This is a genomic window from Methylobacterium fujisawaense, from assembly GCF_039619325.1.
In the GTDB taxonomy this organism is placed as follows: Bacteria; Pseudomonadota; Alphaproteobacteria; order Rhizobiales; family Beijerinckiaceae; genus Methylobacterium; species Methylobacterium fujisawaense.
This window is the reverse complement of sequence record NZ_CP155000.1, coordinates 3,231,858-3,251,637: the sequence shown is the minus strand read 5'-3', so window position 1 is coordinate 3,251,637 and position 19,780 is coordinate 3,231,858. Positions and strand designations below refer to the sequence as shown.

Annotated in this window: 17 protein-coding genes; 4 read left to right on the top strand and 13 right to left on the bottom strand. The window is 72.1% G+C overall.

The annotated features are described in order from the left end of the window. The first annotated feature begins 121 nt into the window (after window positions 1-121). Window positions 122-1,198, top strand: coding sequence for an acyltransferase (locus tag ABC766_RS15480; protein WP_345822620.1), 1,077 nt, complete (start codon window positions 122-124; stop codon window positions 1,196-1,198). Window positions 1,199-1,257: 59 nt separating this feature from the next. On the opposite strand, the gene ABC766_RS15475 is transcribed toward ABC766_RS15480, so the two are convergent. After that, on the bottom strand, window positions 1,258-1,479 hold the full coding sequence (locus tag ABC766_RS15475; protein WP_043355176.1) for a DUF6894 family protein: 222 nt from the start codon (window positions 1,477-1,479) through the stop codon (window positions 1,258-1,260). Between the two features lie 542 nt (window positions 1,480-2,021). Here ABC766_RS15475 and ABC766_RS15470 point away from each other — a divergent pair. After that, the gene (locus ABC766_RS15470) at window positions 2,022-3,056 is read left to right on the top strand and encodes a glycosyltransferase family 2 protein (protein ID WP_342144641.1); all 1,035 of its coding nucleotides are present in this window, start codon (window positions 2,022-2,024) and stop codon (window positions 3,054-3,056) included. Window positions 3,057-3,060: 4 nt separating this feature from the next. Next, on the top strand, window positions 3,061-3,993 hold the full coding sequence (locus ABC766_RS15465; RefSeq protein WP_043355178.1) for a glycosyltransferase family 2 protein: 933 nt from the start codon (window positions 3,061-3,063) through the stop codon (window positions 3,991-3,993). Between the two features lie 16 nt (window positions 3,994-4,009). Here ABC766_RS15465 and ABC766_RS15460 read toward each other — a convergent pair whose 3' ends face one another. From ABC766_RS15460 to ABC766_RS15420, 9 genes are all read right to left on the bottom strand, one after another. Then, on the bottom strand, window positions 4,010-6,145 hold the full coding sequence (locus tag ABC766_RS15460; protein WP_345822619.1) for a TonB-dependent hemoglobin/transferrin/lactoferrin family receptor: 2,136 nt from the start codon (window positions 6,143-6,145) through the stop codon (window positions 4,010-4,012). Window positions 6,146-6,326: 181 nt separating this feature from the next. Continuing rightward, the gene (locus ABC766_RS15455) at window positions 6,327-7,151 is read right to left on the bottom strand and encodes a heme ABC transporter ATP-binding protein (RefSeq protein ID WP_345822618.1); all 825 of its coding nucleotides are present in this window, start codon (window positions 7,149-7,151) and stop codon (window positions 6,327-6,329) included. Beyond that, window positions 7,144-8,190, bottom strand: a complete 1,047-nt coding sequence (locus tag ABC766_RS15450; protein ID WP_345822617.1) for an iron ABC transporter permease — start codon at window positions 8,188-8,190, stop codon at window positions 7,144-7,146. The genes ABC766_RS15455 and ABC766_RS15450 overlap by 8 nt, the downstream gene beginning before the upstream one ends. A 24-nt stretch (window positions 8,191-8,214) precedes the next feature. Beyond that, on the bottom strand, window positions 8,215-9,093 hold the full coding sequence (locus tag ABC766_RS15445; RefSeq protein WP_345822616.1) for a heme/hemin ABC transporter substrate-binding protein: 879 nt from the start codon (window positions 9,091-9,093) through the stop codon (window positions 8,215-8,217). After that, complete coding sequence (locus tag ABC766_RS15440) at window positions 9,090-9,302, bottom strand: hemin uptake protein HemP (protein WP_345822615.1); 213 nt, start codon at window positions 9,300-9,302, stop codon at window positions 9,090-9,092. Before ABC766_RS15440 ends, ABC766_RS15445 begins: the two co-directional genes overlap by 4 nt. A gap of 390 nt (window positions 9,303-9,692) precedes the next feature. Then, complete coding sequence (locus ABC766_RS15435; protein WP_345822614.1) at window positions 9,693-11,543, bottom strand: ABC transporter ATP-binding protein; 1,851 nt, start codon at window positions 11,541-11,543, stop codon at window positions 9,693-9,695. Window positions 11,544-11,923: 380 nt separating this feature from the next. Continuing rightward, a complete protein-coding gene (locus ABC766_RS15430) occupies window positions 11,924-12,856 on the bottom strand; it encodes an ABC transporter permease (protein WP_053609320.1) in 933 nt (310 codons plus the stop codon). Further along, a complete protein-coding gene (locus ABC766_RS15425; RefSeq protein ID WP_345822613.1) occupies window positions 12,822-13,781 on the bottom strand; it encodes an ABC transporter permease in 960 nt (319 codons plus the stop codon). The genes ABC766_RS15430 and ABC766_RS15425 overlap by 35 nt, the downstream gene beginning before the upstream one ends. Window positions 13,782-13,796: 15 nt before the next feature. Continuing rightward, the gene (locus ABC766_RS15420; protein WP_345822612.1) at window positions 13,797-15,587 is read right to left on the bottom strand and encodes a peptide ABC transporter substrate-binding protein; all 1,791 of its coding nucleotides are present in this window, start codon (window positions 15,585-15,587) and stop codon (window positions 13,797-13,799) included. A gap of 330 nt (window positions 15,588-15,917) precedes the next feature. Between ABC766_RS15420 and ABC766_RS15415 the strand changes: the two genes are divergently transcribed. Further along, window positions 15,918-17,339, top strand: coding sequence for a M20 family metallopeptidase (locus ABC766_RS15415; RefSeq protein ID WP_345822611.1), 1,422 nt, complete (start codon window positions 15,918-15,920; stop codon window positions 17,337-17,339). 7 nt (window positions 17,340-17,346) lie between these two features. On the opposite strand, the gene phnE (ABC766_RS15410) is transcribed toward ABC766_RS15415, so the two are convergent. From phnE (ABC766_RS15410) to phnC, 3 genes are read right to left on the bottom strand one after another with little or no spacing between them, the layout of a single operon-like run. Further along, entirely contained in the window at window positions 17,347-18,162 is an 816-nt protein-coding gene (phnE, locus tag ABC766_RS15410; RefSeq protein ID WP_043356476.1) for a phosphonate ABC transporter, permease protein PhnE, read from the bottom strand. Then, on the bottom strand, window positions 18,159-18,965 hold the full coding sequence (gene phnE, locus ABC766_RS15405) for a phosphonate ABC transporter, permease protein PhnE (protein WP_043356475.1): 807 nt from the start codon (window positions 18,963-18,965) through the stop codon (window positions 18,159-18,161). The genes phnE (ABC766_RS15410) and phnE (ABC766_RS15405) overlap by 4 nt, the downstream gene beginning before the upstream one ends. Next, a complete protein-coding gene (gene phnC, locus ABC766_RS15400; RefSeq protein ID WP_051045083.1) occupies window positions 18,962-19,765 on the bottom strand; it encodes a phosphonate ABC transporter ATP-binding protein in 804 nt (267 codons plus the stop codon). The genes phnE (ABC766_RS15405) and phnC overlap by 4 nt, the downstream gene beginning before the upstream one ends. Window positions 19,766-19,780 lie beyond the last annotated feature (15 nt).

The window sequence follows — 19,780 nt, the reverse complement described above, 5'->3', positions numbered from 1 at the left end:
CTCTCAGCCCGGTCTATGGCGGCGTGTCCGGCCCTCCCGGACGCGAACGAAGCCGCACGGGCGAGATCGGCACTCAGGTCTGCCCCGGCGCGGCGCGGACGATCACCGGACGAGGCGCGCCGTGGCCCCTCCAGAGCGCCGCATCATCGGGTTCGACGGCCTCCGGGCCGTGGCGTTCCTGATGGTCTTCATCAGCCACAAGGCGTCGAGCCCGAGGACCGAAGCCCTCGGCACCGCCGGCGTGTGGCTGTTCTTCGTCCTGAGCGGCTTCCTGATCGTCCGCATCCTCGACGCCGCCCGCGCGGCGGTGGAGGCCGGCACGGCGACGCCGCTCGGCAGCCTCGGACTGTTCTACCGGAACCGGATCGCCCGCATCGTGCCGGTCTACTACGTCTTCCTGTTCGTGCTCTACACGGTCCGGCCCGGCGACCCGTCCAGTCTCGGCACCGCCACGTTCAAGGGCGCGACGTGGTTCTACGTCACGAACGTCTACATCGCGCAGAACGGCTGGGGGACCGAACTCGGCCACCTCTGGAGCCTCGCCGTCGAGCAGCAATTCTACCTGCTGTTCGCGCCGGCGGCGCTGTTCCTGCCGCGGCGGCACCTCGGCACGCTGTGCGGGATCCTGATCGGGGTCAGCGTCGTGACGCACGGCGCCCTGTGGCTGTCGGGCGCCGGGCCGACGCGCTTCGATGTCGATACGCTGGCCAATCTCGGGCTGATCGCGCTGGGCGGCCTCGCCGGTCTGCGCACCAAGCCGCTTCCGGCCTGGCTCGCCCACGACGCCGCCCTGGCCGGCGTGGCGATCCTGTTCCTGACCCTGCCGCTCGTGGTCGCGCCGACCGGCTGGTGGCTGATCCTCGGCCGCCTCAGCGGCGTCCTGGCGGCGCTGCTCCTGCTGCAGGTGGTTCAGGTGCGGGACGGCCGCGCGGTCGCCCTGCTGGAGATCCCGTGGCTGCGCCGGATCGGCGTGATCAGCTACGCCGCCTACCTGTTCCACGTTCCACTCCACGCGGAACGGGTGCTCGCGCCAATCGGCCTCGACATCGCCGGCCCGCGCCCGGTCTCGATGGCGCTGGACCTCCTCCTGACGCTGTTGCTGGCGGAATTGTCGTGGCGGCTCCTCGAGGCGCCGGCCCGCCGGCTCCTGCGGGCGCCACCCCGGCGGGTCGGCTCGTCTGCGCTGATCGGCCCGTAGCCGCGTCCCGCGGCGGCAGCGGCCGGGCCGGTTTGCGGAGGCCCGCGGGCGGGCCCCGTCTAGCTCTTGATCGGCAACCGGCCGACCTCGGCACCGGTGGCGTCGCGCACGACGAGCGTCCACCTGCCGTCCGAACCTGCAGCACCCAGATCGCCTGCCACTTCGTCGATCACGCTGCGGGCCTCCGCCAGCGCCTCGGCCAGGTCTTCGGCTTCCACGCCCTGCGCGTCGCGGATCGTTTCCTTGCCGTTCTCGATATCGAAATAGAAGCGACTGGGCACCCATCTCCTCCCTGAATGCTGCCCTCGGGAGGGCCCCCTCGGATACTACCTACGTAGTTCGCCCGTGCCCGACAATGCTCAGTAGGAGACATAAACCTTAACAAACACCAAAACTGTTTTCGCCAGTCGCGTTGCAATAATGTCGAGATTCCATCCAAATAATCCATTATAGGTATCGCCGATCACCCTTCCGGCCGCGTCGGCCATGGCGACGCGCGGTGACGGGCCTCAGCGGCGTTCGACATGACAGCCTCCGGCGATTCGAGCCTCAAGAAGGATTCTCCCGCCTCGGCGGAGCGAAAGCAGAAATTGCGTGCCCATGTCCGGTCGATCCTGACACAGGGCCTCACCCCGCAGGAGCCGCGTCCCGGCGGCGAATCGAAGCCCGGGTCACGCTGAGCGCCCACCGCCACCGGGGCCATCCGCCGCAAGAGGAAGGGCTGCCGGCGGACCTACGCCCTTTGAGCGTCGTGCGCGCCGATCACTTCGGGCTCATGTCGAGGGCGGCCCGGGAGGCCGCGCCCGTCGGGCCAGGAAACGCGATGGCGGATCAACTCTTGTCCGATGCCCGGGGCACGTCCGTGGACGTCTCGTTCATCATGGCTGCGCACGATGCGGCGCCCTGGATCGAGATGGCCGTTCGCTCCGCCCTCGCCCAGACCGGCGTCGCCGTGGAGGTCGTGGCGGTCGATGACGGCTCGCGGGACGGGACCGGGACCGTGCTGGCGCGCTTGGCGGAGGCCGATCGGCGCGTCCGCGTGATCTCCCTCGCCGGGGCCGGGCCGGGATCGCCCCGGGGCCCGTCGAGCGCCCGGAACGCGGCCCTGGACGCCGCCCGGGGCCGCTGGATCGCGATCCTCGACGCCGACGACCTGATCCTGCCAAATCGCTCCCGGTCGCTGCTCGATCTTGCCCTGGCGGCGGATGCCGACATCGTCGCCGACAACCCGATCCCGTTCACGGACGTGTTCGATCCCCGGGGACCGGGCATGATGGAGGGCGGCCGGGAGCCGTACCTGTTCGAGATCGATCTCGCCAAGTACATCGCCTGCAATCAACTTCTCAGGCCCGGGACCAAGCTCGGCTACCTCAAGCCCATGATCCGGGCCGAGACCCTCGACCGGCACAAGATCCGGTACGACGAAGGCGTCCGGATCGGCGAGGACTTCCTGCTGTGCCTCGAGGCCCTCGCGGCGGGCGCGCGGTTCGTGGTCACCAGCGACGCGGGCTACGGCTATCGGCGCGGCCCGACCTCCCTGTCCCACCGGCTGCGCCAAGCCGACATCGCGCGCTTGGAGGCGGCCTTCGCGGCCCGGGCGGAGCACGGCCGCCTCGCGGAGGCCCGGGCGCGGTCCGCTGAGATCCGCCACGGCAGCCGCGCCTACCGCGACGGCCTCGCGATGATGCGCATGATGGCCCAGGTCATCGAGGCCGCCCAGGCCGGCCGGTGGATCCAGGGCGCCGCCCTGGCGCTCCGGCATCCCCGGATGTGGCAATCCCTGGCCGCGACGCTGCTGGAAGCGGCGGGCAAGCGCCTGCGGCCGAGGCTACACGCCCTCCCGATCGGACAGAGGTGAGACGATGCGCCTGTGCATCTGTATCTGCACCTGCGAGCGGCCCGTCGGGCTCGCGCGCCTTCTCAAGGCGCTGGACCAGCAGCGGCTCGGCAACCTCGCCGAGACCGCCCTGCGCATCCTGATCATCGACAACGGGCGCAGCCGCGCCGCCGTGCCGGTCGTGGAGGCCTACCGGGCGACCGGCCGTTTCCCGGTCACCTATGCCCGGGAGGAGACCCGCGGCCTCGCCGCGGTCCGCAACCGGAGCCTCGCGGAGGCCTCCGCGGCCGGCGCGGACTGGGTCGCGCTGATCGACGACGACGAGTTCCCCGACCGGGACTGGCTCCACAACCTGCTCGAGACCGCCCTCGGAACGGGGGCCGCGGCCTGCATCGGGCCGGTCGTGCCGTTCTTCGACCGGGTGCCGCCCACCTGGGCGGCGGCGGGGGGCTTCTTCGCCAAGCGCCTGCCGGTCCGCGACGGCTTCGTGCAGGACGGCTACACCGCCAACGCGCTCCTGGACCTGCGGGTGATCCGGGCGCTGGGCCTGTCCTTCGACATGCGCTTCAACACCCTGGGCGGCGAGGACACCTTCTTCTTCCGGTCCCTGCTGCAGGCCGGGCACCGGATCGCCTGGGCCGAGACGGCTTTGGTCTACGACAGCATCCCGACGCACCGGATGCGGGTGCGCTGGCTGCTGGCCCGCTGGTACCGCAGCGGCAACGTCGAGGCCTATCTCGGCCGGCTCCGCCCGGAGACGGTGACCGGCCGCCTCGCCAATGCGGGCCGCGGCCTCGCGCGCCTCGGCGGTGGCCTGCTGCGGCTCGGGATCGCCGGCCTGTCCCTCAGGCCGGAGACCCTGATCGGCGGCGGCTACACGCTGTGCCGGGGGGCCGGCCTGCTCGCGGCGGTCATCGGCCTGAGCTACCGGGAATATCACCCGTCGCGCTACCGGTAGCGTCTCCTAGCGTCTCCTAGCGGGTCGCGAACGCGATGCTGAGCGCCGCCTTGGCCACGAGGCCCGGGCTTGCCAGGGCGTCGCGGTACTGGCGGTAGCGCCGGTCGAGGGCGTTCTGGACGACGACATCCGCCGTGACCCGGTCGGTGACCGCATAGGTGGCGAAGAGGTCCACCAGCCCGTAGGCCTTGGTGGCCCGGTTCCGGGAACCCGCCGGGAGGTCGGTGCGCGCATCCACCAGGGTCAGGCGCGTCCCGACGGTGAGCCGGTCGGCGAGGAAGCGCAGGCCCAACGTCGTGCCGATCCGGTCCGGCGGCACCGTGAGCAGGCTCTCGCGGGTGGCGCGGTCGCGACCGTCGATATGGGTGGCGGCGAGCGACACGAAGCCCCGGCCCCAATCGTAGGTGCCCTCCAGTTCCACGCCCGACAGGTCGGCCCGGGCGATGTTGCGGTACTGGTAGGAGCGCACCGGGATCACGCAGGGGAAGCGCCCGGGCCGGGCGGCGCAGGCCGAGGCCGGGATGCCGGGGATCGCCGGGACGAAGTAGGTCGGCCCGACCGCCTGCATGTCGATGAAGGCGTCGACCGCGGTGTCGAACACGGCGAGCTTGGCGCGCAGGGAATCCTCCGGCCCCATCACGGCGTCGGCGCGCAGGTTGACGCCGCCCTCGACGGTGCGGGCCACCTCCGGCCGCAGGGCCGGATTCGGCAGGATCGTGAAGGCCGGGAACGGGTGGAGGCCCTGCACCAGCGTCTCGGTGACGGTGGGGGCGCGATAGCCCTCGGCATAGGTGCCGTAGAGTTCGAGGCCGCCCAGCGGCGCAACGCCGATCGTGATCTTCGGGGAGACCCGCGCGCCGCCGGCGCGATAGGCCCCGCCGTCGAGCCGGTAGCTGTCGTGCCGGAGCGCGCCGACGATCCGCAGCCACGGCGCGGCTTGGATCTCGTCCTGCAGGAAGGCGCCGGCCAGGTCCCGCCGCCCCGACGGCGTGAAGGCCGCCCCGAAGCCGCCGGCCCGGTCGGTGGTCCGGACGCGATTCGCCACGCCGTCGCCGCCGAGCGTGAGCGCGTGCGCGACCGGACCGGTCTCGAACCGGGCGGTGTTGTGAGCGTCGAAGCCCAACGTCGCGATGTCGTAGGTCAGACGGTCGCCGGCCCGGGTGCCGAGCCGGCTGTAAACGCCCCGCGGCGAGTCCTGGAGGAAAGTCAGGGCGTCGTGCGTCGTGGTCGCGTAGCCGTCGAGGCTGAGATCGACGAGCGGCACGTCCGGCCGGGCGAAGCGGTAGCCGACGGTGTAGGTGTCGGCCTGCACGGCGTTGGCGAAGCGGGCCCCGCCGCCGGTGTCGCCGCCATTGACGAAGTCGAAGCGCTGGAGGAGCGCGGTGGCGTGGATCGCATGTCCGTCCGCGGGCCGCAGGGTGAGCTTGGCGAGGCCCGCATTCAGGTCGCTGCCGGTATCGGGCACCGGCAGGCCGGCGCCGTCGCGATAGGGCGCGGTGTCGCGGAAGACGAACTGCCCGAACAGGTCCGCGGTGGTGCCGATGCGGGTGCCGAGCGCCGAGCTGTTCACGAAGCGCTGGCCGTTCGTGCCGAAGCCCTGCTTCTGCACGAAGCCGGCGGTCTCGTCGGGGGCCAGGATGTCGTCGATCGACCGGGTGCGGAACGCCGCGACGCCCCCGATGGCGCCCGAGCCGTAGATCGTCGCCGTGGGCCCGCGGGTGATGTCGACGCCGCCGACGAGTTCGGGATCCAGGTAGAACACGCCGTTGGCGCCGTGGCCCGAGACCTGGAAGTCCTGCCGCGCGCCGTCGACCAGGACGTTGACCCGGCCGAAATCCTGCAGGCCGCGGATGTTGATCGCCTGCGCGGGATCGGTCCGGTTCTCCTGGGTGGTCACGCCGGGCACGTCGCGCAGCACCTCGGACAGGCGTCCGGGCTGGAGCCGGTCGAGGGCCGCGCGCGGGACGACGCTCGTGCCCGCCAGGGCGTCGACGGCCGGAACGGCGGTCTTCGTCGCGGTGACCGACAGCGTATCGAGGCCGATCTCGGGCTCGAGGCGCGCGACCGGGCCGGACTCCTCCGCCCGGGCGCCCGGCAGAGTCGCCAGCGCAACGCCGAGGGCGACGAGCGCCCGGTGGAAAGCATAAGCCATGATGACGGTCGCCCCCGCACAGTCGTTTCCAAGAGCTGGCTGGCGGATGGCTGGCTTGCTGAAGCTTTTCTCGCCGATCGCGACGGCGATGCGCAACAGATTTTTCTGGGATGTCGGGCCGGCATGCCGAGAAGGCCGTCCTGGCGCCGGCCGGACGACGTCGAGGATCCACGAAATCCGGTCAGGTCGGTGTCCGGCCGGCCACATCCCGATGCGGCAGGAGGAAGGGCTGGTCGCCCTCGGGCACCCGGCCGACCGGCCAGCGGACGCCGAAGACCCGCGCGATCAGCTCGTCCGTCAGGACCTCGGCCGGTCGCCCGCGCGCGACCAGCCGGCCCCCGTCCAGAACCAGAAGCCGGTCGGCATAGGCCGCGGCGAGGTTGAGGTCGTGCAGGATCGCCACCACGGCGATGCCGGCCGCTGCCAGCCCGGCCGCGGCGTCGAGAAGCGCGCCCTGGTGGCGGAGGTCGAGACTCGCGGTCGGCTCGTCGAGGAACAGCACCTGCCGCTCCGCGACCGTGCGGCCGGCCTCCAGCTGGCAGAGTACGCGGGCGAATTGCACCCGCGCCTGCTCCCCGCCCGACAGGGTCGGATAGGCGCGCCCGGCGAGATGGGCCACGTCGGCCTGTTCGAGGGCCCGGGCCAGGATCGCGGCGCGGTCGCGGGCGCCGAGGCCCCGGCCGATGCCGTCGAGGCCGATCCGGACCACCTCGGCCGCCGTGAACGGGAAGGCGAGGCGCGCCGCCTGCGGCAGTACGGCCCGCATCGCTGCGAGCCGCCAGGGCGGGATCGTCTCAATTGCCGCGCCGGCATAGGCGACGGTGCCCCGGGTCGGGCGCAGGGCGCCGCTGAGCAGGCGGAGGAGGGTGGACTTGCCGGCCCCGTTCGGGCCGGCGATCACCTGGAGGGTGCCGCCTTCCACCCCCAGGGAGACGTCGCGCACGAGGTCGCGCCCCGCCACCGTGACGGTCAGGTCGCGCGCCGTGAGCAGGGCCGGATCAGACATCGTCCGGCCGCACCCGGTCGAGGAGCAGCCACAGGAAGACCGGCGCCCCGACCAGCGCCGTTACGATCCCGATGGGCAGTTCGGCGGGCGCGGCGACGAGGCGCGCCACCACGTCGGCGAGGATCAGGAAGGCGCCGCCGAGGAGCGCCGAGGCCGGGAGCAGCAGCCGGTGCCCCGGGCCGATCAGCAGCCGCAGGGCGTGCGGCACCACGAGGCCGACGAAGCCGATCACCCCGGCCACCGCCACGCTGGCGCCGACCGCGACCGCCACCAGCACGATGCAGGCGCGCTTCAGCCGCTCCACCGGGACGCCGAGATGGAACGCCTCGGCCTCGCCGAGGACCAGGGCGTTCAGGCCGCGGCCGAGGAACGGGACCGCGGCCAGCACCGGCAGGATCAGCGGCGCCGAGGCCGCGACCTTGGCCCAGGTGGCGCCCCCGAGGCTGCCGAGGGACCAGAAGGCGAGATCGCGCAATTGCCGGTCGTCGCTGACGAAGGTCAGCAGGCCGGTCAGCGCGCCGGTCAGCGCGCCGAGGGCGATCCCGGCGAGCAGCATCGTCCCCACGGCGGTGCGCCCGGACCGCGTGGCGAGGACGTACAGAATGAGGGTCGCGCCCAGGCCCCCGAGGAAGGCCCCGGCCGGCAGGACCGCGTAGGGCAGCGGCCCGGGCAGCCCGAGATGGGCGAGGATGCGGTCGCCGAGGACGATGATGAGCGCGGCGGCGAGCCCCGCCCCCGACGAGACCCCGACCAGCGCCGGGTCGGCCAGGGGATTGCGGAACAGCCCCTGCATCAGCGCGCCGGAGACCGCCAGCCCCGCCCCGACCATCAGCCCCAGCAGGGTGCGGGGCAGGCGGATGGAGAGGATCACGAGGGCGTCCCGGGCGCGGGCCGGATCGCTGCCGTCCCCCAGCAGGACCGCCAGGACCCGCTCCACCGGGATGCGGATCGCCCCGAGGCTCACGGAGAGCAGGGCGGCGGACACCACCAGGGCCGCCAGGATCCCCAGCACCCAGGGCGCCGGGGACCGCCGGCTCACGCGCGCCGCCCGCCGCCGCGCGGCTCAGTCACGCGGCAGGTCCGGGTAGAGCGCCCGCATCAGGTCCGTGGCGGCCTGCGGCGTGCGCGGACCGAAGCCGAGGAGGTAGAGCCCGTCCATGGCCACCAGCCGGCCTTGGGCGCCCGCGGGGGTCTGGGCGAGGGCCGTGCCGGGGGCGAAGATGCCCTCGGGCTTCGGCGGCTCCGGGCCATTCTGCATCATCACCACCGCGTCGGGAGCGGCGGCCACGATGGCCTCGTCGGTCATCGGCTTGAAGCCCTCCAGGCCCGTGGCCGCGTTGGCGATGCCCGCCAGGGTCAGGATGCCGTCCGCCGAGGAGCCGGCACCGCCGACGACGGTCCGGCCGCCCTGGACCGAGAGGACGACGAGAGCCCGGGCCGGCCGGGCGATCCGGGCGCGCCGGGCTGCGAGGTCGGCGAAACGGGCGCGGACCTCGGCCTCGAGGGCCTCGGTCGCGCGCTCCAGCCCGGCGAGGCGCCCGACCGTCTCGATCTTGTCCAGCACGCCCTCGGGGCTCGGCGGCTCCGTCACGGTCTCCACACGCAGCCCGGCCTCGCGCAGCTGCGCCAGGACCGCGGGCGGGCCCGCCCCCTCGGCGGCGATGATCAGGTCGGGCTGCTGCGCCAGCAGGCCCTCGGCCGAGAGCGCCCGCAGGTAGCCGACATTCGGCTTCTCGCGCAGCGCCTCGGGCGGGTAGAGGCTGGTCGTGTCGACCGCGACGATCCGGCCGCCGGCGCCGAGGCGGTAGAGGATCTCGGTGACGGCACCGCCCAGTGCGGCGATGCGGGTGGCCGCCTGCGCGGCGGCGGCGCGCGGGGCGAGCGCACCGGCCGCGGCGGCGGCCAGGAGGGTGCGGCGCGATATCGGGGCGGGGCCGTTCATTTGGTCAGGATCAGCTTGTCGCTCGCGGTCACGCGCAGGCGATAGGCGTGGCCGCCGTGGCGGATGACGATCTCCCGGCGCCCCTGCAGGAGACGCGCCGAGCCGATCTCGGCCGCCGGCTCTGGCAGCGGACCGGGCTGCGTCGCGCCGGGCCCCGCGCGGGTCCCAGCCGGAAAGCCGCGCTGCCCCTCTCCTTCGGCACGCAACATGGACCGATCGCTCCAGAGCTGTTGTTTGTAAATCTTCAAATGAAAGACTTACTTGGATAGAGGAACAGCTTAGCGGCAATCGATTGCGGGCGCCACCCCGCTGCGGTGGTGTCGTAATACTTCAAAAATCTCCTGTAGAAACCGGGCGATTCCGATTTTCGGATCCGCCGATGCGGCGCTGGACCGGTTCGGTTCCGTTGAGACTCTCGACCCGAGCGATATCGGCCGGAGCGCTGTCGACCGCGACGACCGGGTGCCATCGGGGCCCGCGCCCAGAGCGGGCCGGCATGGGCCGCCACGCTGCGCGCCCAGTCCGGCCGCGCGATCGCCGCAGCGGTGAGGCGGGCGAGGCGCTGCGTCCGATCGCCGGAGCGGCGGAGCTGAGCGGCGTCAGGCCGCCGCGCCCTGACGCGGGCCCGCGTCCCAGTCGCCCCCCCAATCCTGGACGCTGTGGCCAGGCGCGACCTCCCGGTAGAGCCGCTCCGGCGCCACGTAGTCGGGCGCGCGGATCGGGCTGCGGATCTCGTCGTCCGGCAGGGCGTGCCGCGCGCCCCGCCGGGCCGGATCCGGGACCGGCACGGCGGCGAGCAGCTTCTTCGTGTAGGGGTGCTGCGGGTCGCCGAAGATCGCGGCGCGCGGTCCGATCTCCACGATCTCGCCGAGATACATCACGGCGACCCGGTGGCTCACCCGCTCCACCACCGCCATGTCGTGCGAGATGAACAGATAGGCGAGGCCGAACTCGGCCTGGAGGTCGAGCATCAGGTTCACGACCTGCGCCTTCACCGAGACGTCGAGCGCCGAGACCGCCTCGTCGGCGACGATCAGCCGGGGGTTCAGGGCGAGGGCCCGGGCGATGCAGATGCGCTGGCGCTGGCCGCCGGAGAATTCGTGCGGGAAGCGCCCGGCCGTCTCGGGCGCGAGTCCGACCCGGGCCAGCAGGTCCTCGGCCCGAAGCCTTGCCTCGCGGGGCGCGGCGAGGCGGTTGATCAGCAGCGGCTCGGCCACCGCTGCGCCGACGCTCAGGCGCGGGTCGAGGCTCGCGAACGGGTCCTGGAAGATCATCTGCATGCGCTGGCGGCGGTTGCGCAGGGTCTTCGGGTCGAGGCCCGTGATGTCCTCGCCGTCGAGCAGGACCGAGCCCGACAGCGGCTCGACGAGGCGCAGGATCGCGCGGCCGGTGGTGGACTTGCCGCAGCCGGATTCGCCGACCAGCGCCAGGGTCTCCCCGGCCGCGAGGCTGAACGAGACCCGCTCCACCGCGTGGACGCGGCCGGTCACGCGGCCGAGGAGGCCGGAGCGGATGTCGAACCGGGCGGTCAGGTCGCGCACCTCCAGCACCGGGCGCTCGGCGGCCCTGACGGTGTCGGGGGTCTCGGGCGTCGGCGCCGCCAGGCCGGTCGCCCGGTCGACCACCGGGAAGCGCATCGGGCGGGCGCGGCCCGCCATGGCCCCCAGCCGCGGGACCGCGGCCAGCAGCGCCCGCGTGTAGGGCTCGGCGGGGGCGTCGAAGATCCGTGCGGTCGGACCGGCCTCCACGGCGCGGCCCCGGTACATCACCACGGTGCGGTCGGCGATCTCGGCGACCACGCCCATGTCGTGGGTGATGAACAGGACCGACATGCCCTCCTCGTCCTGCAGGCTCTTGATGAGGTCGAGGATCTGGGCCTGGATCGTGACGTCCAGCGCCGTGGTCGGCTCGTCGGCGATGAGGAGCTTCGGCCGGCAGGCGAGCGCCATGGCGATCATCACCCGCTGGCGCATGCCGCCGGAGAAGCGGTGCGGGTACTCGTGCAGGCGCGATCGGGCGGCCGGGATCCGGACCTTGTCGAGGAGCCGGAGCGCCTCCGCCTCGGCGGCGGACCGCGACAGGCCCCGGTGCCGGATCAGCGCCTCGGCGATCTGGAAGCCGATGGTGAGCACCGGGTTCAGGGAGGTCATCGGCTCCTGAAAGATCATGGCGATGGAATCGCCGCGCACCCGCCGCATCTCGGCCTCGGGGGCCGTGAGCAGCTCGCGGCCCCCGAAGCGCACGCTGCCGCCGATGCGGCTCGCATCCCGCGGCAGGAGGCGCAGGATCGACAGGGCGCTGACGCTCTTGCCGGATCCGGACTCGCCCACCAGCGCCACGGTCTCGCGGGGCCCGACATCGAAGGAGACGCCGTGCACGACCGCGCGCCAGCGGCCCTCCGAGCGGAAGGACACGGTGAGGTCGGAGACCGAGAGGATCGGGTCCGTCACGGGCTTCACTCCTGATCCAGCGGGGTTCGACGGGGCGACTCCACACCGTCCCCGCGTCCTCCGACGCGACGATGTTCCCGCCTCTCCGATGCGCACCGACGCTGATGACGGAGCGCGACGGGCCCCCTCTCCCGTGCGGGAGAGGGTTGGGGTGAGGGATGAGAAGGTTCAGGACCGAGCACACCGTCGACGCTCCGACAGGGCGCGCCCCATCCTGAAAGACCTGATCCCTCATCCTGTCCCTCTCCCGCCCGGGAGAGGGGACCCGCGCCCGATCCTGAAGCCCCAGTGCCGGAAAGGGCCTTCCGGTCTGTCCGCCCCTCTGCGGGGGCAGGCGCGTTCACGGCAAGCCGGCAGCCCTCGAAGCCCCGCCGCATGCCCTAGAGCACCCGGCGCGGGTCGAGGGCGTCGCGCAAACCGTCGCCGATGAAGTTGATCGACAGCACCGTCAGGAAGATCGCGCCCCCCGGGAACAGCGCCCAGTGCGGGGCGACGTCGAGATGGTCCTTGGCGTCGAACAGCAGCCGCCCCCAGGTCGGGATGTCGGGCGGGAAGCCGAGCCCCAGGAAGGAGAGCGTCGATTCCGCGATGATCGCGGACGAGACCTCGATGGAGGCCGCCACGATCACCGGCCCCAGTGCGTTCGGCAGGATGTGGCGGCGCACGAGGTGCCCGGTGGTCGCCCCCTGTGAGCGGGCCGCCTCCACGAACTCCTTCTCGCGCAAGGACAGGAACTGCGCCCGCACCAGCCGGGCGACCGGCATCCAGCGCAGGCCCCCGATCACCGCGACGATCATCAGGAACACGCCGCCCTGGCTGCCGAACACGGCCTTCAGGCTGTCGCGGAACAGGTAGATCACGAGGAGCAGCAGCGGCAGCTGCGGCAGCGACAGGAACAGGTCGGTCAGCCACATCAGCACCGGGTCGAGGAGGCGGCGCGACATGCCGGCGAGCGCGCCCACCAGAACGCCGATCAGGCTCGCCACCGCCATGGCGGCGAAGCCCACGGCGAGCGAGATCCGGCCGCCGTAGATCATCCGGGCGAGGAGATCCTGGCCGAGATCGTCGGTGCCGAACGGGTGGTCCCAGGACGGGCCCTGGAGCTGGGCCGCGAAGTCGATGTCGTCGATGGCGACCGGCCAGAGCAGGCCGCCGAACACCACGCCGGCGACGAGGAGCGCCAGCACGCCGACGCTGGCGAGCGCCAGCCGGTGCCGCCGGAAGCGCCGCCACGTCTCCCGCCCCGGCGAGGCCGGCGCGCGGGCGACGGGCACCGCCTCATCGGAGGGCGATGCGAGGGTCGAGCCAGCCATAGAGCAGGTCCGCGACGAGGTTGAACAGGATGACGAGGCCGGCGAACACGAAGGTCACGGCCATCACCACCGGCGTGTCGTTGGCCAGCATCGCGTCGATCAGCAGCGAGCCGATGCCGGGGATCCGGAAGATCTGCTCGGTGACGATGGCGCCGCCGAACACCGCCGGGATCTGGAGGGCGACGAGCGTCACCACCGGGATCAGGGCGTTGCGGGCGATGTGCCGGCGGGTCACCGTGCCCTCCGACAGGCCCTTGGCGCGGGCCGTGGTGACGTAGTCGAGGCGGGCGACGTCCAGCGCCGAGGCGCGCACGTAGCGGGTGTAGGAGGCGGCCTGGAAGAAGCCCAGCACCGCCACCGGCATGATCGCCTGCCGGACATTCGCCCAGACCCAGGGCAGGCCGGAGCCCGGCAGGTCGGCCTGGTAGACGAAGGGCAGCCAGCCGAGCTTGATCGAGAACAGCAGGATGAACAGCAGGCCGGTGAAGAAGGTCGGCAGCGAGAAGCCCACGAAGGCCAAAGTGTTGGCGACCTGGTCGGCGAGCGAGTAGGGCCGACGCGCCGCATAGAGGCCTACCGGCACGGCGATCAGCAGCGCCAGGATCTGCGAGGAGCCGACGATGAACAGGGTCGTCGGCAGCCGCTGCAGGATCAGCGTGTCGACATTCACCCGGCTGGCGAAGGAGAAGCCCCAATCCCCCTGCAGCATGGCGGTGAGCCAGTGCAGGTAGCGGGTGAGGATCGGGTCATCGAGGCCGAATTTCACCCGCAGGGCCGCCCGCACCTCCGGGGGCACGTTCGGGTTGCTGGCGAGTTCGCCGAACGGGTCGCCCGGCGCGAGCGCCAGGACGGTGAACAGGATCAGGCTGATGCCGAGCAGGCTCGGGATCGCGATCAGGAGCCGTCGCAGGATGTAGGCGCCCATGGCCCGCGCTCCCGCTCAGGCCTCCCTGTACCAGTCGGGCAGGAACGACAGGTCGTTGTCCCAGCCGCTGCGGGGGGCCGTGAGCGTGGCGCCCACCGCCGAGACCTCGGCGCGGTGGATCAGCGGCAGCACGTTCTCCGAGACCGCGAGGTCATTGCAGGTGATGAGAAGCGCCGCGCGCTTGACCGGGTCGAGCTCGCTCTGGGCGGCATTGTAGGCCTTGTCGTAGGCGGCGTTGCGCCAGCGCACGACGTTGCGGCCCTGCCACTTGTTGGCCTTCTGGGCCACCTCCCAGGAGGCGTACATGAGCAGCCAGATCGCCGGATCGGCCTGGGTCATGCTGTAGGCGTACATCTCCATGTCGGCGTAGAAATGCGTGCAGGTGTCCGGGTTCGCCGGGTCGGAGGAGAAGAACACCGAGCCGGTCACCGATTTCAGCTCGATCTCGATCCCGGCCTTGGCGGCCGCCTGCTTGATGATCGCCTGGGTCTTCTGACGCGGCGCGTTGATCGAGGTCTGGAAGAGCAGCTTGAGCTTCTTGCCGTCCTTGGCGCGGATGCCGTCGGAGCCCTTCTTCCAGCCGGCCTCGTCGAGGAGCGCGTTGGCCTTGGCCGGGTCGAAGGCGAAGTTGGTGTTCTTCGAGACGAAGCGCTCCGGGCCGTTGACCGTGTTGGCGGTGGGCTTGCCGGTGCGGCCGTAGATGTAGGTCTGGATCGACTTGCGGTCGACCAGCAGGTTCATCGCCTGGCAGACCTTGGGGTCGGAGAAGGCGGGGTGCTTGGTGGTGATCGAGGCGCGCTCGCCGTCGACCTCGACGTTCGGGTCGGTGGCGTTGAGGAGCAGGAACTCGAGCTTGCCGCCGTAGACCACGTCGACCCGGCCCTTGCCGCCGGTCTCCAGGCGCTTCAGCACCTCGTCCTCGATCAGCATGTTCCAGGCGTAGTCGTACTCGCCGGTCTGGAGCACCGCGCGGGCCGCCGAGACCGCGTCGCCGCCGCCCTTCATCTCGATCGTGTCGAAATACGGCCGGTTCGGCAGGTGATAGTCCGGGTTGCGCTCCCCGCGGACGATGTCGCCGGGCCGGAACTCCACGAACCGGTACGGGCCGGTGCCCACGGGGGCGAGGTTCTGCGGCGCGTCCCGGGACTTGGCGCCGCTATAGGGCCCGAACAGGTGCTTCGGCAGCACCATCCCGACGATGCCCACGAAGGCGTCGCACCAGTAGGGCGTCGGCTTGTCGAACAGCACCCGGACGCTGAGGTCGTCGACCTTCTCGACCTTGCAATCCTTGTAGGAGCCGGCCGTCACCGCCGCGGTGGCGGGGTCGCGGGCGTAGTCCCAGGTGAAGACGAGGTCGTCGGCGGTGAGCGGCTTGCCGTCGTGCCACGTCACGCCGGGCTTCAGCGTCCACACCACCGAGCGGCCGTCGGCGGCGAGCGCCCCGTTCTCCTTGGACGGGATCGAGGCGGCCAGCACCGGCACGAGGTTGCCGTCCGCGTCCCAGGCGGCGAGCGGCTCGTAGAAGATCCGCGAGGCGTCCTGGTCCTTGGTCCCGATGGCGAAATGCGGGTTGATCAGCGTCGGGGCCTGCCACCAGAGCAGCTTCAGGGCGCCGCCGCCGCCGGCCTTGGTCGGCTTGTAGCCGGCCCGGATATCGGCCGCCATCGCGACCCCGTTCCCGGCCAGCATCAGCCCGGCCATGGGCGCGGTGAGGCCGAAAGCCACCATCCGCTGCACGAAGGCGCGCCGCGACAGGCGGCCGCCTTTCACCTGCCCGATGAGGCCGCGCAGATCCCGCTCGTCCATGTACGCATTCCCGTTGACCGCCGCGCGGCACAGCAACATTCCGGTGGCGGCCTTGGCAAGGGGCGGGCCAGTGACGGTTCAACCGAAACGTGTTGAGGAAGGTTCGCTTCGTGCACAGCATGGCCCCGGCCCTGCATGCCAGTCCCTCTCCTGCCGCACCGAGCCGAGCAGCGCGACGCCGCCGTCTTTGCGAGCGCAGCGAAGCAATCCAGCAGCGCCACGTCCCCTGACCGTGCGCAGCCCTGGGTCGCTTCGCTGCGCTCGCGATGACGGCGCGGAGCCCGCTATGATGGCGCGAACGCGACGCGCGACCTTCCGGGAGACGACACGATGGACAACCGCAACACCGTGTGGCGCCACGTCGACGCGCAGACGGAGCGGCTGATCGCCCTGTCCGACGGGGTCTGGGGCATGCCGGAGGTCTGCTACACGGAAGCGCGGTCCTGCGCCGAGCATGTCGCCGAGCTGCGCCACCAGGGCTTCCGCGTAACCGAGCAGGTCGCCGGCATCCCCACCGCCGTGATGGGCGAGGCCGGTGAAGGCGGGCCGGTCATCGCCTTCCTCGGCGAGTACGACGCCCTGCCGGCCCTGTCGCAGGAGGCCGGCGTCGCCGAGCACCGGCCGGTGGAGGCGGGCGGCCACGGCCACGGCTGCGGCCACAACCTCCTCGGCTCGGCGGCTTTGCTGGCCGCCACCGCCCTGAAGGACTGGCTCGCCGAGACCGGCACCCCCGGCCGCGTGCGCTACTACGGCTGTCCCGCCGAGGAGGGCGGCGCCGCCAAGGCCTTCATGGTCCGGGCCGGCGCCTTCGCGGATGCCGACATCGCGATCACCTGGCATCCGGGCAGCTTCTGGGAGGTGGCGCCGCCGGTGGCGCTCGCCAACACTCGGGCGGACTTCGTCTTCACCGGGCGCACCGCCCACGCGGCGGCTTCCCCGCATCTCGGGCGCTCGGCGCTCGACGCCGTCGAGCTGATGAGCGTCGGCGTGAACTACATGCGGGAGCACATGCCCTCCGACGCGCGGGTCCACTACGCCTATCTCGACGCCGGCGGCATCGCCCCCAACGTCGTCCAGGCCGGCGCCACGGTGCGCTACTCGATCCGAGCGCGCGACCTGCCGGGCATGCTGGCGCTGGTCGAGCGGGTGAAGAAGATCGCGGAAGGCGCCGCCCTGATGACCGAGACCGCCCTCGAGGTGCGGATCGTCAGCGCGGTGTCGAACCTCCTGGGCAACGATCCCCTGGAGCGGGCGCTGCACGGCGTCATGGAGGAACTCGGCCCGCCGCATTTCGACGAGGCCGACCGGGACTTCGCCGGCCAGATCCGGGCGACGCTCACCGACGGCGACATCGATGCCGTGTTCCGCGCCATCGGGATGCCCCGCACGGAGGCGCCGCTCGCCGATTTCCTCGTGCCCCTCGACGCGCCGCGCAACCCGGCGGTCGGCTCCACGGATGTCGGCGACGTGAGCTGGGTGGTGCCCACCGTCCAGGCCCACGCGCCGACCGTGGCGATCGGCACGCCGTTCCACACCTGGCAGGTGGTGGCGCAGGGCAAGACCCCGGCGGCCCACAAGGCGATGGTGCAGGTCGCCAAGGCGATGGCCGCCACCGGCGCCCGGGCGGTGACCGACGCGGCCCTGCGCGACGCCGCCAAGGCGGACCTCGCCCGCCGGGTCGGCGCCGCCGGCTACGTCTCGCCGCTGCCGCCGGAGGTCGCGCCGCCGCTCGGCATGTCGCTGGGGCGGTGAGGCCCCCTCAGAGCGTCCGGGCGCGGAGCGCCGTCACGACGATCTCGGCCAGGATGACGACGCCGAAGATCGCGGCGAGCACCACGGCGACCTGATCCCAGTAGAGCAGGTTCAGGGCGGTATCGAGCGCGACGCCGATGCCGCCCGCGCCGACCAGCCCGAGCACGGCGGATTCACGGATGTTGATGTCCCACCGGAACAGCGCGATCGACCAGAAGGCCGGCTTCACCTGCGGCCAGTAGCCGAGCAGCAGCGTCGAGAGCCGGCCGGCGCCCGCGGCCTGCAGGGCCTCGATCGAGCCGCGATTGGCCTCCTCCAGCGCCTCGGCGAACAGCTTGCCGGTGAAGCCGACGGAGCGGAGCGCGATCGCCAGGGTCCCGGCCAGGGGGCCGGGGCCGAACACCGCCACGAACAGCAGCGCCCAGACCAGGGAATTCACCGAGCGCGAGGTCACGAACACGAACTTCGCGAACAGGTTCAGCGCGCGGTTGGGCGTGACGTTGCGGGCCGCCATCAGCCCGATCGGCACCGCGATCGCGATGGCGATCAGGGTGCCGAGCGTCGCGATGTGGAGCGTCTCCACCAGCGCCCGCAGGGTCGGCCCGACATAGCCGGCATCCATCGGCCACATCCGGCCGAACAGGTCGGCCAGCTGCTCGGGGGCGTCGTAGAGGAATTCCGGGATCACCTCGATGGTGCGCAGGCTCGCCACGAAGGCCGCCACCGCGCAGAGCGTGAAGGCGAGCCGCGCCAGCCGCTTCCACAGGGGGAAGCGCTGCCAGTGGCGCGGGCCGGCGGTAGCGGGGGCGAGGGCGACGCTCACTGGAACACCTTGCGGGCCCAGCCGGAGACGATCTCGGCCACCATGATCAGGGCGACGATGACGATCAGGATCGCCAGCACGACGTCGAAGTCGAAGCGCTGGTAGGCGGTGAACAGCGTCGCGCCGATGCCGCCGCCGCCGACGATGCCCACCATGGTGGAGTTCCGCAGGTTGGAATCGAGCTGGTAGGTGGCGAAGCCGATGAAGCGCGGCAGAACCTGCGGCTGCACGCCCATGATCAGGGTCGACAGGAAGCCGGCACCGGTCGCCCGCACCGCCTCGACCTGCTTCAGGGAGATCTCCTCGATCGCCTCGGCGAACAGCTTGGCGATGAAGCCCACCGAGGCGACGATCAGCGCCATGACGCCGGCGAGCGCCCCGAAGCCGATCGCCTTCACGAACAGGATCGCCACGATGATCGGGTGGAACGACCGGCAGAGCGCGATCAGGATGCGGGTCGGCCACGTCACCCAGGGCGGCATCAGGTTGCGGGCCGCCAGGAAGCCGATCGGCAGGGCGACCGCGATGCCGATCACCGTCGCGATCACGGCGATCTGCAGGCTCTCGAGGATGCCCGACTGGATCAGCTCCCAGCGGGAGAAGTTCGGCGGGAACATCCGGGCCAGGAACTGCTGCCCGTGGGCGAGGCCGCCGGCGAAGCGCTCGGGGGAGAAGCCGAGCTGGGTCGCCGCGTAGACCGCGTAGAGGGCGAGGAGCGCCCAGCCGGCGCGGGCGGTCCAGTTGGGCCGGAACGCGACGCGGCCGGCGGCGTCGGAGGAGGCCGGTCGGGCGGTCGGAATCATTCGAGCCAGTTCTCGCCGCCGTAGATGCCGCGCAGGTCGGCCTCGCTCAGCCGGTCGGGCGGCCCGTCATAGACCACATGCCCGCCCGACATGCCGACGATCCGCGCCGCGAAGCGCTGGGCGAGCGCCACGTTGTGGATGTTGACCACCACCGGCACGCCGCGCTCGGCCGCGAGCCGGGACAGGATCTCCATGATCTCCACGGAGCTCTTCGGATCGAGGGACGAGGTCGGCTCGTCGGCGAGCACGATCTCGGGCTCCTGCATGATCGCCCGGGCGATGCCGACGCGCTGGCGCTGGCCGCCCGACAGGGCGTCGGCCCGGCGCGTGGCGAAGCCCGACAGGCCGACCGCGTCGAGGAGGTCGAAGGCGCGGGCGATGTCCGCCTCGGGGAAGCGGCGCAGCCACGCGCGCCACGCCGGCACGTAGCCGAGGCGGCCGCAGAGCAGGTTCTCCATCACCGAGAGGCGCTCGACCAGGTTGTACTCCTGGAACACCATCCCGATCCGGCGGCGCGCCCGGCGCAGGGCGGGGCCGGAGAGCCGGGCGAGGTCCTCGCCGCGGAACAGGATCTCCCCCGCGGTCGGCTGGACCAGCCGGTTGATGCAGCGGATCAGGGTGCTCTTACCGGTGCCGGACGGCCCGATGATCGCCGTGAGCCCGGTGCCGGGCACCACGAGGTCGATGCCCTTCAGGACCGGCTGGCCGGGCCGGTATTCCTTGGTCAGCCCGCGGATCACCAGGGCTCGGGGATCCTCCGCCCGGGGATCGCCGTCGGGTCCGTCCTTGACCGCGCGCATCGCGCTTCCCGCCGT

Coding starts and splice junctions, on each gene's coding strand:
- ABC766_RS15470 (WP_342144641.1), top strand. CDS start 2,022: ATGGCGGATCAACTCTTGTCCGATGCCCGGGGCACGTCCGTGGACGTC.
- ABC766_RS15465 (WP_043355178.1), top strand. CDS start 3,061: ATGCGCCTGTGCATCTGTATCTGCACCTGCGAGCGGCCCGTCGGGCTC.
- ABC766_RS15460 (WP_345822619.1), bottom strand. CDS start 6,145: ATGGCTTATGCTTTCCACCGGGCGCTCGTCGCCCTCGGCGTTGCGCTG.
- ABC766_RS15455 (WP_345822618.1), bottom strand. CDS start 7,151: ATGTCTGATCCGGCCCTGCTCACGGCGCGCGACCTGACCGTCACGGTG.
- ABC766_RS15445 (WP_345822616.1), bottom strand. CDS start 9,093: ATGAACGGCCCCGCCCCGATATCGCGCCGCACCCTCCTGGCCGCCGCC.
- ABC766_RS15440 (WP_345822615.1), bottom strand. CDS start 9,302: ATGTTGCGTGCCGAAGGAGAGGGGCAGCGCGGCTTTCCGGCTGGGACC.
- ABC766_RS15430 (WP_053609320.1), bottom strand. CDS start 12,856: ATGGCTGGCTCGACCCTCGCATCGCCCTCCGATGAGGCGGTGCCCGTC.
- ABC766_RS15425 (WP_345822613.1), bottom strand. CDS start 13,781: ATGGGCGCCTACATCCTGCGACGGCTCCTGATCGCGATCCCGAGCCTG.
- ABC766_RS15420 (WP_345822612.1), bottom strand. CDS start 15,587: ATGGACGAGCGGGATCTGCGCGGCCTCATCGGGCAGGTGAAAGGCGGC.
- ABC766_RS15415 (WP_345822611.1), top strand. CDS start 15,918: ATGGACAACCGCAACACCGTGTGGCGCCACGTCGACGCGCAGACGGAG.
- phnE (WP_043356475.1), bottom strand. CDS start 18,965: ATGATTCCGACCGCCCGACCGGCCTCCTCCGACGCCGCCGGCCGCGTC.
- phnC (WP_051045083.1), bottom strand. CDS start 19,765: ATGCGCGCGGTCAAGGACGGACCCGACGGCGATCCCCGGGCGGAGGAT.